This window comes from Pleionea sp. CnH1-48, assembly GCF_024124665.1.
In the GTDB taxonomy this organism is placed as follows: domain Bacteria; phylum Pseudomonadota; class Gammaproteobacteria; order Enterobacterales; family Kangiellaceae; genus JAMXSB01.
On the sequence record NZ_JAMXSB010000012.1, the window covers coordinates 121,004 to 133,954 of the forward strand.

Annotated in this window: 9 protein-coding genes; 5 read left to right on the forward strand and 4 right to left on the reverse strand. The window is 44.8% G+C overall.

Annotated features, from left to right (window positions below; translation table 11 throughout):
* The first annotated feature begins 44 nt into the window (after window positions 1-44).
* Window positions 45-4,475 carry a two-component regulator propeller domain-containing protein gene (locus NH399_RS18600; protein WP_253042690.1) on the forward strand — a complete coding sequence of 1,477 codons (4,431 nt, stop codon included), beginning with the start codon at window positions 45-47 and terminating at the stop codon, window positions 4,473-4,475.
* A 261-nt stretch (window positions 4,476-4,736) separates the two neighbouring features.
* Here NH399_RS18600 and NH399_RS18605 read toward each other — a convergent pair whose 3' ends face one another.
* Window positions 4,737-5,270: a tetratricopeptide repeat protein gene (locus tag NH399_RS18605; RefSeq protein WP_253042691.1), complete on the reverse strand. Its 534-nt coding sequence runs from the start codon at window positions 5,268-5,270 to the stop codon at window positions 4,737-4,739.
* A 235-nt stretch (window positions 5,271-5,505) separates the two neighbouring features.
* Here NH399_RS18605 and NH399_RS18610 point away from each other — a divergent pair, with 235 nt between their 5' ends.
* The gene (locus NH399_RS18610) at window positions 5,506-6,153 is read left to right on the forward strand and encodes a Crp/Fnr family transcriptional regulator (RefSeq protein ID WP_253042692.1); all 648 of its coding nucleotides are present in this window, start codon (window positions 5,506-5,508) and stop codon (window positions 6,151-6,153) included.
* A 73-nt stretch (window positions 6,154-6,226) separates the two neighbouring features.
* Here the strand turns inward: NH399_RS18610 and NH399_RS18615 are convergent, their stop codons facing one another.
* On the reverse strand, window positions 6,227-7,033 hold the full coding sequence (locus NH399_RS18615) for a HisA/HisF-related TIM barrel protein (protein WP_253042693.1): 807 nt from the start codon (window positions 7,031-7,033) through the stop codon (window positions 6,227-6,229).
* Window positions 7,034-7,105: 72 nt separating this feature from the next.
* Between NH399_RS18615 and NH399_RS18620 the strand changes: the two genes are divergently transcribed.
* Entirely contained in the window at window positions 7,106-7,393 is a 288-nt protein-coding gene (locus tag NH399_RS18620; protein ID WP_253042694.1) for a hypothetical protein, read from the forward strand.
* Window positions 7,394-7,579: 186 nt separating this feature from the next.
* Window positions 7,580-9,940, forward strand: coding sequence for a TonB-dependent receptor domain-containing protein (locus NH399_RS18625; protein ID WP_253042695.1), 2,361 nt, complete (start codon window positions 7,580-7,582; stop codon window positions 9,938-9,940).
* A 28-nt stretch (window positions 9,941-9,968) separates the two neighbouring features.
* On the opposite strand, the gene rarD is transcribed toward NH399_RS18625, so the two are convergent.
* Both rarD and NH399_RS18635 read right to left on the reverse strand, forming a co-directional pair.
* The gene (gene rarD / locus NH399_RS18630; protein ID WP_253042696.1) at window positions 9,969-10,898 is read right to left on the reverse strand and encodes an EamA family transporter RarD; all 930 of its coding nucleotides are present in this window, start codon (window positions 10,896-10,898) and stop codon (window positions 9,969-9,971) included.
* 6 nt (window positions 10,899-10,904) lie between these two features.
* Complete coding sequence (locus tag NH399_RS18635) at window positions 10,905-11,360, reverse strand: thioesterase family protein (protein ID WP_253042697.1); 456 nt, start codon at window positions 11,358-11,360, stop codon at window positions 10,905-10,907.
* Between the two features lie 259 nt (window positions 11,361-11,619).
* Here NH399_RS18635 and NH399_RS18640 point away from each other — a divergent pair, with 259 nt between their 5' ends.
* Window positions 11,620-12,945 carry a DUF445 family protein gene (locus tag NH399_RS18640; RefSeq protein WP_253042698.1) on the forward strand — a complete coding sequence of 442 codons (1,326 nt, stop codon included), beginning with the start codon at window positions 11,620-11,622 and terminating at the stop codon, window positions 12,943-12,945.
* Window positions 12,946-12,951: the final 6 nt, after the last annotated feature.

The following is a 12,951-nucleotide window of genomic DNA, read 5'->3' on the forward strand; positions in this document are numbered from 1 at the left end:
TTAAACTTATAATCAGCATAACGTTATTACAATTAAGCCTTTGAATGAATTTATTATTGCGCGACTTATCTCAGCGCCTGCAATGTTTTGCCCTTAAATATCTCACATTATTATTCTGTGGGGCATTCATACTGATCAATACATCGGCTTTTGCAACAACAGCAGAACTCAGCTTTAACCGAATCACCAGCGCCGATGGGTTGCCGCAAAATAATATTACCGCCCTATTGCAGGATCAGCATGGCTTTGTCTGGATCGGCACTTACGAAGGGTTGCACAAATACGACGGCTACGACTTCATAAGTTTTACTCACGAACGTAAAGATCCCACCACCTTATCCAATAATGTCATCACGGCTTTGGTAGAAGACAAAGACGGCATGATCTGGATTGGAACAGAAAGTGGCGGCCTAAATCGCCTGAATCCCAAAACAGGAAAATTCAAACGTTACGAAAACTCTATCGAAAACTTTGAATCACTCAGCCACAATAATGTTACCGCCCTCTACATAGATAAGTCTGATCGCCTCTGGGTTGGAACCTTTAATAGCCTGAACCAATACATTCCAGAAACCGACTCATTCATCCAGTACTATGGTAATCCACTGGATAGTCAGTCCATCCCAGAAGGCACCATTACCGCCATCACCAGTGACGGTGATTCCGATCTTTATGTCGCCACCAAAAACACCCTTAGTCACTTTAATATAGAACACCTGATTTTTACTCGCTTTGAATCTGAGTCGGCTCCTACAGGAATCGAGTCTCTATACTTAGATGTAGACAACAGTCTGTGGATTGGCACTCAGCGCAACGGTTTGTATCATTTACTGGCCAATGGCCGTACCTTTGAACACTATGATAAAGACAACGCCGACCTGAGCAGTAATCATGTCACCAAAATTCTGCGAGATAGCCTGGGTAACCTCTGGGTAGGAACCGAAAGGGGAGGCCTAAACCTCAAGCCTAAAGCCAGCCGCACCTTCTTGCACTTCAAAAACAATACCGCCGATATTCATAGTTTATCTATCAATGATGTCTGGTCGTTGCTGGAAGATAGAAGCGGACAGATCTGGATTGGTACAGCAGGGGGCGGTATCAATAAAACCACACCTCACTTCCAGAACTTCTCACGACTGCAACATTTACCTTTTGACGACAACAGTCTCGCTCATAACTACGTTAATGGAATCGATCAAGATAACCAGGGCATTATCTGGTTTGCCACGCTCAATGGCATCGATCGCTACAATCCAACAACTGGCGAATTCAAACACTACCGGCAATTTCACGACAAAGATCAGATCGAAGTAGGTAGTCGTATTACCACACTGGCAGTGGATGCAAATAACAAAGTCTGGTTCGGCAATCAGCAAGGGCAGGTGGCACGACTGGACCCGAGTATCGACAGTGGAGAGGTAGAGCTGTTTCAACGAACGGCGATCACTTCCTCCAATCGCGCATTCAGTCTCGAACGCATTTTATTAGTCACTCACGACAGAATGAATAATATTTGGGTGGCTACGGAAGAAGGGCTGGCCATGCTCGACAGCACCACCGGAGAAATGCTAGAAGACTTTCGTTTTGCCGCTGAGATAACAGAGCTGGGTATATCGGCCAAACATACCATGCTACAAGATGATCAGGGCATTATGTGGTTTGGCACCAGAGACAATGGTATTCAACGTTACGATCCAGAGTTCCGCCAGTCCCTATCGTTTCCTCATCAACCAGATCAAGAGAGCTCTTTAAGTGATAACACCGTGCGCTCGATTTTTCAGGATGACAGCGGCAACCTGTGGATAGGTACTTACAAAGGGCTCAACCTGTTAAAGAACGAAGACCGTTTAAATGGGCGCTTCGAATTTCGTTCCTATTACGAATCTGATGGACTCCCCAACAATACCATCTACGCCATCACTAGCGATGCATCAGGCTACATCTGGTTAAGTACCAACCGTGGCCTCAGTCGTTTTGATCCCATTAACAATCAGTTTAAAAACTTTACCACCCTCGATGGACTACCGGCCGACGAATTCAATGGCAATGCCATATTAAAATCCACCAATGGCCTGCTTTATTTTGGCAGCGTGTCCGGCGTCGCTGTGATAAAACCTTCGGGCATTACTTTTAGCCAATATAAACCGCCGTTGTTTATCACTCAGATCAGTATTAATCATGAACCTCTATTTGATAAAAACTGGGAAAAGATCACCCAGCTCGATTTAGAGTTCGACAAAAATAACCTGCTGTTTCAATTCAGCGCACTGGATTTGCGACTGCCACAACGCATTCAATATTCTTACCGTTTATTACCAGAAGATAAGCAGTGGCAATACCTGACGGGAGAAAACCAGATCCAGTACGGCAATCTGGCGCCCGGCAATTACACTTTTGAACTGCGCTCATCCAATAGCGACGGCTTCTGGTTTGATGATCAGTATCGACTCCAATTAACCATCACACCGCCTGTTTGGGCAACCTGGTGGGCTTACTCGCTGTATCTATTCTTATTTGTCTCTTTGGTCAGTGCGGCGGTCTTCCGTCATTCTCGCAAACTGAAAGAACAGCAAGATATTAATGCTCACCTTAAACGCATCGATAAGCTAAAAGATGAGTTTCTGGCCAATACCTCTCATGAGCTTCGAACGCCTCTAAATGGCATCATTGGCGTTGCCGAATCATTACGAGAAGGCATTGCAGGCCCCTTAAACGATAAAACTCTTAACCATCTGAGTTTGATCATCGACAGTGGTAAGCGTCTGGCCCATCAGGTCGATGAAATACTCGATTTTAAAAAGCTACGCCACCAAGGCTTATTACTCAATCGTCGCCCGGTAGACTTACGTGTCGCTGCGAAAGTTGTCATCAACTTACTGTTGCCACTGGCTGAAGAAAAGAAGCTGGAGTTAATTAATTCTCTTCCACGCTTTTTACCTCATGTATATGCAGACGAAAACCGACTGCGTCAGGTGCTTTATAATTTGATGGGCAACGCCATTAAATACACGCAAACCAGCGGCACCGTCGAACTAACGGCGCGTATTCTTGATACAGAAGTTGAGATCTGTGTTAAAGATAACGGCGCAGGCATACCCAAAGATAAGCAAAGCGTCATATTCAAACCATTTGAGCAGCTAGAAACCAGTTCTCTGCATCTTAAAAGCGGGACAGGTTTAGGGTTAGCAGTGTCACGACAGCTGGTTGAATTACAAGATGGGCGTATCTGGCTAAAATCCAAACCCTCTCAAGGCTCTTCATTTTACTTTACCCTACCGAAGGCAGAACAAGAAGAATCGACCAGCGAAAAAGCACCAGATGCCGAAAGCGAAAGCTTCCCACTGCTTAAACATCAGTCCCTCAATCTGGAGCCACGAGCAAGAAATCTTCAGCTGCTAGGTAGCGAACACACCAAGATATTAATCGTCGATGACGACCCGCTCAATCGCCAAGTGCTTAACGACTTCTTATCCATGCAACAATACCAGGTGAGTGAAGCCGTTGACGGTCTTGATGCATTAGAAATATTACGCAGAAACACTTTCGATCTGATCATTATGGATGTCATGATGCCACGGATGTCTGGGTTTGAAGCAACAGAAAAAATCCGTGAGCACTACACTCAGGTAGAGTTACCAATCCTGTTACTGTCGGCAAAAACTCAACCAGAAGACATCAGTACTGGCTTTTCCGCAGGAGCTAACGACTACATCAGCAAACCCGTTGATCGAAAAATTCTCGTCGCCCGAGTTAAAACCTTGCTGATGTTGCGAGAAGTCTTTGAGTCGCAGCAAGAAAGAGCTCAGCTCAAAGTCATGGAGCAAACCTTAAACCGCCTTGGCCGTTACTTCCCGCGCCAGCTGGTGGAAAAAATCATGGCCTCAGAACAGCAAGAAAGCATCCAGCCAGAGCGTCGCTGTATCACGGTACTCTTTGCCGATCTGGTGGGTTTCACCGAATTCTCTGATCGCTTCGAGCCCGAAACCGTAACCGACATTTTAAATGAGTTCTTGGGTGAAATGGGCAAGTTGACCGATAACCACAATGGTCTTCTCAACGAAGTACTCGGTGATGGTCTGGTGGTTTTATTTGGTGCACTTGAGCACCTCGACAAACCGACTCAGGCACTTAAAGCCATCTCATTGGCGACAGAGATGAACAAAGCCATTGGTGAGCTGGCAGAAAAATGGCGACAAACAGGACTGGAACAACATCTGTCATTGCGTATTGGTATTCACCAATCCTATGTGACTTTAGGTAACTTCGGTTCCAACGAACTGATCGTCTTTAGAGCAGTAGGCAGTGGTGTGAATCTTACCAGTCGTATTCAGGGTCTGTGCCAACCAGGTGAAATAAAAGTCAGCTATCCAGTATATGCTCAGGCCAGAGACAGCTACGATTTTTCCAACGAAGAAGAGCACCAGTTTAAAGGCTTTAACCATACTCACAGAGTTTATAAGTTAACGGGTTACTAGGCGCTACTCGCTCCATCTTTAATCGGTTAGGCAGAGTGGAGCTACCTGACTTAAACAAAGCTGCAAAACCCAAAGTGCTTCTACCGAGTGTGCGTAAAGTAATGCCACACTCTTCTCAAAATCCCTCAAGCGGTTATTAATTGTTCGATAATGTCTTAGCAGTAATTATTCACATAAGCGATAATTAAACGCGATAGAGTGGAAATCAAGACAAAGACTAAACAAGAAGAGTTTAATGAGAAGGGAAGGCTCTAGAATATTTTATAAGTCTGGCAAACGCGCCATACGGTAATCTTTTTTATCAATCATGGTCTGATATTTACCTAACCAGAGAGCCACATCCTCCAACTCTGGCGATGACAGTTTGCCATCAATATCCGACAGAGCTTTAAGTGCATTACGCTTAATATTCTTGGCGACAGGGCTTCCATTATTGGCAGCCAAACGAAACCACACGGTTGCCATCATTTTGCTCTCTTTTATACCGCTACCACGATAATACAAAACAGCAAGGTTATACTGAGCGCCCGCATGTTCACGTAACGCGGCCTGAAAGTAGTAATCAGCGGCTTTCTTTAGGTTTTGACGGACGGAGGTATTTTTTGGAGGCGACAGGTAAAGGTTGCCCAATAAAAAAAGAGCATTAGGATCACCTGCCTCAGCCTTATGTCGTAAAGGACCAAGCTCGGTGAAATAGATTGATGTCCCTCCACTACGGTGCTTCGAGCTATTAGCCGCTCCCTGCGCCGAATTAATGAAAAGACAAATTATTAATAAAAACCATTGATACCGCATGTATTACCGGCATTAACCCTCAGTACAAATTGTGTACAAGCTTCCGTCTATTAACCAGGGCAACAAAGCTACCCTATCTAGTAAGTATGAATCTATAATATTAATTACCATTACATATTGTTTGGTACTATTCACACTTGCACAATCGACGGACAAAGGGTCTCCTATTGATATTCCCGCATAGTCGATTAAAGTTAACATAATGAGCCTAATAAAAAACTTGAGTAGATATTACATGGAACTAAATGAATTCCCCATCTTTAAAGATTTCGATGATGAACTAATCAAGGCTATTAGTGAGCACTTACACTACCGCCAATTTCCCAAGAAAACTCAAGTTGTCGTCGAAGGCGACGCGTCTCATAGTATGTACTTTATCCTCGATGGTCGAGTTAAGGTATATCTTGATGATGATTCAGGCAAGGAAATTGTTGTAAACATTCACGGTCCGGGAGAATTTTTTGGTGAACTGGGTTTGATTGAAGGTATCCCCAGAACCGCATCGGTGCTTACCATGGAAGATACGCGGGTTGGTATTTTGAATGATCAGGACTTTCGCACCTGTATGCAGCAATACCCTCAGTTTTCGATGAAGTTGATGCATAACTTGGTCACTCGCCTTAGAGAAGCAACAGAAACCATTAGAAAACTCGGATTAATGGATGTTTATCGCCGTATCGTTGTGACATTTCTCAATATGGCAGAAGAAGACAATGGCCGAATGATTATTCGCGAAAAGCTCACTCAGCAAAACATTGCCAGTCGAGTGGGAGCCTCTCGAGAAATGGTGGCAAGAATTCTTAAAGATCTACGAACGGGTAGCTATATATCCATGGAAGATGGGCTGATCGTTATTAACAAAGCCTTACCGCACTCCTGGTAAATCCCAAACTGAAATTATCATCCATTCATGACTAATCAGGGCCAAAGTTCAGCAAAGCGACGATGAACAGGCCCTAATGCGCAAGCGCCGTGTTCACCTCAGAATAAGAAAAAGCCCCTTGATACATAGGCTTACCCAGGGTCACTCCATAAAGTTTCTGATACAACGGCTGGCTCAGGTTTGCCAAGTCCTGCTTATCATTAACGCCACCATGGGCAATGACGGGCAATTGCACCTTGGCAGCCAACTCACTGGCCGCTATTAAGTTATGCCCATTGACTCGCCCCGTCTCAGGGATCTCCGTAAACATTAAAGCAACGACGTCTTCTTCTTCCAGCAGCTGGATCCACTCTTGCACCGTCATTTCTCTCGCAGGGCAATAACCTTGTTGCCACAGGTGCTCGCGAACATCCAGTGCCACCACGATCTTTCTCTGAAATTCCACCAGAATCATTTCTAGATGCTCAAGTTGCTTAGCCAGGCGTCCTCCCACAGTAATCCAGTCGGCTCCAGCATCCAGCCAGACCAGAATGTCTTCTGCCGTATTCACGCCACCGGTTATTTGCAACTTTAGATCCGGAAAACGTTTTTTTGCCTTTTCGACCAATCCCAGGTGCTCAGGCTGTCGGTTACGCAAAGCATCGGCATCCACAATTTGAATCACGCGGGCCCCGTCATCGTAAAACCGCTGGAAGGTTTCCATAGGGTCGTGATCGCCTCGGGACTTAGAGCGATGGTTCATGGAGTGGACGCATTGGCCACTTTTTATTTCTACCACAGGAATAGCGAGCATCTTTTTACAACCTTTTTGCAACACCCATAATTTAATTCTAGGACGAAAATGCCAAATAGGTAGAGAAACCTTTGTCGACAATTTCACAACTATAACGTCTTGAAGGGATCATATTTCAGTGGCAAAATTATGGGCTTGGTACATTAACTGGCTCTCGTTATGTGGTCTAACTATCGCAACATAGCTATACAACTCTTGCTTCTGGCCGTTTTGGTCATTGGTCAGGTGGCTGTTGCTCAGCACGAGTACGACGAGTCTCACAACACCAGTGAGCATGAGTGGTGTATTGCTCAACTGCTTCAACCTGAAGACAGTTCCAACGATATCACTCACGTTAAGCTCTGTGTTAGTCAGCAGAACTCATCTGTCCAGACCAGTTATTTCTCACAACCAGAATCCTTACAACCTCTTTACTTCCGCTCGCGCGCACCTCCTTCTTTCTCTTAATTAAAATCCTTAAGTCATCAGCAGCTCAATCTTGGGCCTGTCTGTTGCTATCCGTTTGTAAAGTTTACTTTTAAAGCGATAGTTTTTTCACAGTGTCAAATCGATGAGTTTTCGATCCACTGTACTTTTAGTTTTATTTTGCAATTGCCAGAGCATTTGCATGGTTTTATTTATTGAGAAAAGAACATGTTTAAGATAACAAAATCAGTTTTAGTTTGTGCCACATTGCTGTCAACCTCTGCATTTTCAGCTAACTTTTCGGGCATCATTCATACATCAAATCAGCGTCCAATATCTGAAGCAGAAATCAAGGTTCGCGGAACCGACATTAAAGTCAGCACCGATGCTCAAGGTCGTTTTACTCTTGACCTACCAGAAGGAAACTACATCCTTGATATCGAAGCGGGTCTGGCCGGGCACTTCCATGAATCCATTAAAGTGACTGGTAACAGCCAAAAAGCTACCGTGTTTACTTTAGATTCTAATGAAGCAAACAAGTTAGTCATCCGTGCAAACCCACTGGAGCATACAAAACTTGATATGGCCACACCTGCCATTGTCATTGGTGGCGATGAGCTGGTTATGAAGCGCTCGACAACTCTTGGCGATATCCTTAAAAACGAGCCAGGTATCAGCATGTCTAGCTTTGGTCCATTTGTATCTCGACCAGTTATTCGAGGTATGGGTGGTAGCCGAGTGCAGATCGCCAACAACCAGATGAATGTTCAAGACGCTTCAACAAATAGTGCCGACCACGATGACTCAGTAGAACCTCTACTGGCCACACAGGTTGAAGTCATTAAAGGACCAGCTTCTCTCATGTACGGCTCTGGTGCCATCGGTGGGGTTGTGAACGTCGTCGACAATCGTATTAACCCAGACGGTGCCGATGGGCTAACTGGTGGTGCGGAAGTTCGATTGGGTGACTCTGCTACAGATGAACGCTCCTTAGTGATTGCCTTGGACGGTGGAGACAGCCAGTTCACATGGCACTTAGATGCTTTTTACAATGATTTCGGAATTGTCAGCATCCCAGGATTCGCCGAATCTCGTCGACTGCACGAAGCAGAAGGGCATGATGATCATGATGACGACGACCATGATGATGATCACGACGACGATCATGGTGATGAAGAAGAAGTAGCTGGCATTCTGGAAAACAGTGATTCAGAAGCAAAAGGCGCAACTATCGGCGCTACCTGGATCAGAAACTGGGGTTACTTTGGTCTTGCAGTCAACGCGATTGATAAGAATTATGGCGTACCTGGTCACCACCACCATGAAGAAGATCATGACGACGACCACGATGATGATCACGACGACGATCATGATGATCACGAAGAAGAAGCAGGCGTTCGCATCGATATGGAGCATACACGCTGGGATCTTCAGCTAGGTTTAACTTCTCCCTTTGCCAACATTGACGAGTGGTTTGTCGGCGCTTCTTACACTGACTATGAGCACCAAGAGTTAGAGGGTGATGAAATCGGAACCCAGTTCTCTAATGAAGCTTATGAACTTCGCTCTTATATGAATCATGGCTCAATTGCAGGATGGCGTGGATTGTTTGGAGTTCAAATCACTGACCGTGATTTTTCTGCCATTGGTGAAGAAGCGTTCGTACCACCTTCAAATACCTCAACTCAAGCTATCTTCATTATTGAAGAAAAATACTATGATCAATACAAGATCGAGCTAGGTGCACGCTTAGAGCGTCGAGAATCAGATGCAGTAGGATTCACCAGTGCCGACGAAACATTACTTGGCCTGTCTGCGGGTACTGTTATCAATCTGGGTGACGATAAACTGGCGTTTAACTACTCTCTTGCAGATCGTATGGCTAGCATTGAAGAACTGTATTCATTTGGTGAGCACGCAGCCACACAAACCTTTGAGATCGGAAACCCTAATCTGGATAAAGAAACATCCAATAACTTTGATATTTCCTACCGCTTTAACAGCGGCGGTATTTCAGGGGAAGTAAACCTATATTGGAATCAGTTTGATGACTTTATCTACGGTGCAGTCGAAGAGAACACCGGACAAGTGACCGATTTCAACGGGCAAGTAGTAGACATCGAAGAAGAGCTGCCCGTTATTCGTTACCAACAAGATGACGCGCGCATCAGCGGTGTCGAAGTTCAGGTAGATGTCCCACTGGTTAACAATGGTTATGGCTTAAGCCTTGGTTTGATGGCCGACTTTATCGAAGCAGAATTAGACTCTGGTCCTTACTTACCACGTATTCCTGCTCTTAAATACGGCGTTTCTTTAAGCTACGACTATGATGCTGTTACAGCAGATCTTAGTTGGGTATCTCATGAAATGCAGGAACACACTGGACAAAATGAGTTAGCTACCGATGGCTTTGATATGCTCGATCTAGAAGTTGCTTATCAAATCGTTGATGACTCCAGCGACTATCTGGTGTTTTTCCGTGGACAAAACCTGCTAGACGAAGAAGCTCGTGATCATTCATCTTTCTTGAAAGATTTGGCACCACGAGCAGGACGTAGCTTCACATTAGGGTTACGTTACAACTTCTAATCTCGCTCAGAGCGAATCGGTGAACACATCACGCCGATTCGCTCGATTTTATTGACGCCTTCACATCCTCAATGATCGTTTTTTGCGCTCGCTTAATCACACTGTCGATCAAATATAAAACCAACGCCAGCCATATCAATCCAAAAGTAATCGCCTGCTGCCAACCAAAAGGCTCCTGATACACTACAACGGCCAAAATAAAGGTCATTGTCGGTGCAATAAACTGAAGAAAGCCAATGGCATAAAGCGGTATCAACCGGGCTCCATAAGCAAACAATATCAAGGGAACAGCCGTCACCAATCCGCCAGCAATCAAAGTCCAATCAATTGCAGCTGACTGCTGCATAAAAGCACCCTGTCCAGCCCAGAAAAGAAACCCAATAAAACCAAGAGCAACGGGCATAGCAATCATGGTTTCTACCAGTAATCCATTAAGGGCATCCACTGGTGTTTGTTTTCTAATCAACCCATAAAGACCAAACGTGAAGGCCAATGCCAAAGAGATCCACGGCAAAGTACCAAGATAAACCACTTGATTTAACACACCCAAGGTTGCGATTGCCACAGCGATCCATTGTAGGCGCGACATCCTCTCGCCCAGAAAGGCCACACCCAATACGACAGAAAACAGTGGATTAATAAAATACCCAAGACTCGTCGCTAAGACCTGATCATTGACCACAGCCCAGGTAAAAATAAACCAGTTATTCGAGACCAGCAAAGTACTGGCAACTAAAGCCCAACGCAGCTTTTTATTTTGCCATATCTCTTTGATAGCAACGGGTCGTCTCAACAACCACATAATCACGAGAACCGTCGGCACACACCAGGCAACACGATGAGCGAGGATCTCCATCGCATTCACTTCAGTAAGCAATTTAAAATAGATGGGGATGAGTCCCCACCATAGATAGGCAAAAATAGCTGCCCAATAACCTTTCTTTTTTGCGTCACTCACAATCAGTTATCCAACCAAATAGGTGCCGGTTCCCACCGCGATCAATACATTTTCTTCGTTATGTAACTCCATACGAGTCACCGACACTTTATTGCCACTACGCAAAACAGTTGCTGAGGCAACAAAGGATTTGCCGCGCCCAGGGCGCAAAAAATCGACGCGTAAATCGATGGTCCCGAGCTTAGCAAAGCGTTCTTGTAATTCTTCAAGAGACGCATTTTGATTACGTTGCAAAACACCCATCGCAGCCATGGCTCCACCAGCCACATCCATCGCCGAAGAGATAACCCCGCCATGCAAAATTCCCTGCACAAAATTACCAACCAGTTCGGGCTTAAAATCAAAGTTGACTTCGCAGGCTTCCACATCGAGACGACTAAAATGCAAACCAATGTGTAAATTAAACGGAATGCTGTTACAGAACTTCTCCGCTAACTGAATAATCTCTTTATTTTCAATCATATTAAAACGCTCAAAAGCTGCTCATAAAAAACAAGTCACCTGCTAGACGATAACTTGAAGTATCAGGATATTGACTAACACCCCATAACCCCATCGAAGTGCTCAACCTTGCTCAGATAATGGTTCAATTCGACACATTTTGCATCTATTCACTAAAACCCAATACCCTGAGAGATTATAACTCATTGATTTTAAATAACTTAGCAATATGGCGCAAATTTCGCAGAGATTTAATTTTGCCCCTAAAAAGGACATTTTTTTGTATAAGATAAAATCGGCCCTGATGGTTCTATTGCCTGTGTTCACAGCCACCTTCGGCTTGCTTTATTACACACAGCCACATCCACTGACTTACGCAGCTCTTGTTGTGTTGATGACAGCGAGTATTGGCTTTTTCACTAATTGGCTAGCGATTAAAATGCTCTTTCATCCACGAGAAAAGACGGCATTTGGCAATCAGGGATTACTGCCCAAATATCAAAAGCCCTTAGCTCAAAAAGCGGGCCAGCAAATTCAGCAGACTTTTTTTAATAGCGACTACCTCCTAGGGTATATTCAGAAGCAGCAGTTCATTCCACTCCTTATCGATTATTTGGCCGATAGCGGCAAAAAACGCCTACAAGATCCAGAACAGATCCGCCAACTGTTCGCGACCATCAATGGCTACATCGCACAGCCTGAGTTCCAAAGACGAATGGACCTTGTTCTACGTCCGCAATTACTCAAACTGTTGCAACACTTCAGTCACCATCAAAACCTGCCAGGCAACACGATTCACGAATGGCTGAACGACTTCTTACCCGATTCTCCTCATCATCCCACGATTGATAAAGTCATTAACCGCGTAGCAGAAGAAGTACCAGAAATTGCCCAGGCTATTGATCGCTCGCTAACAGAGCACATCGAAAACCAGCAAGGTATTAAACGCAGCTTTGTAAAATTTCTGCACTGGAGTTCAGATATTGATCAACAAGACTTCAAAGAGCTGCTGTTTCGACTATTAGCCAGCAACGAATTTCGCCTGTCCATTGCCACTGCGCTATCACAATTGATATCCGATATGACCCAATATATGGAATCCACTCAAGGCAGCCAATGGCTATCAGAAAAGCTCGAAATACTGCTGAAATCCGTCATGCAGCAATCACTGCCTCTGCTACTAAACCAACTGGAGCAACATTTATTAGAACATGCAGATCCGGCATCAACTACTGATAGTCCATCACCAATAATTTCAAGTATTGATCAAGTGTCTTCGTCACTAAAAGCTCATTGCCAAAGCGAAGCATTCTTCCGTTCTTTGGCCCCCTGGCTGGAACAATGCCTCCATGCGTTCAACGTACCTCATTTAATAGAATCACAACTTTCTCAGCTCTCTGCCGAGCGCTTTGAATCACAATTAATGAGCATTATGGGCAGGCACTTTGCGGCCATCGAGATCTATGGTGCAATCATTGGCGGCCTATCGGGTTTAGCGCTCGTGAATCTACCCCTTTTTGGTATGGTACTGGTCCTAATATTTAGCGTGCTAGCACTTGACACAATCGCGACTAACTATAAGAATCAAACTACGAAAGATCCTTAACTTACG

Coding starts and splice junctions, on each gene's coding strand:
- NH399_RS18600 (WP_253042690.1), top strand. CDS start 45: ATGAATTTATTATTGCGCGACTTATCTCAGCGCCTGCAATGTTTTGCC.
- NH399_RS18605 (WP_253042691.1), bottom strand. CDS start 5,270: ATGCGGTATCAATGGTTTTTATTAATAATTTGTCTTTTCATTAATTCG.
- NH399_RS18610 (WP_253042692.1), top strand. CDS start 5,506: ATGGAACTAAATGAATTCCCCATCTTTAAAGATTTCGATGATGAACTA.
- NH399_RS18620 (WP_253042694.1), top strand. CDS start 7,106: ATGTGGTCTAACTATCGCAACATAGCTATACAACTCTTGCTTCTGGCC.
- NH399_RS18625 (WP_253042695.1), top strand. CDS start 7,580: ATGTTTAAGATAACAAAATCAGTTTTAGTTTGTGCCACATTGCTGTCA.
- NH399_RS18635 (WP_253042697.1), bottom strand. CDS start 11,360: ATGATTGAAAATAAAGAGATTATTCAGTTAGCGGAGAAGTTCTGTAAC.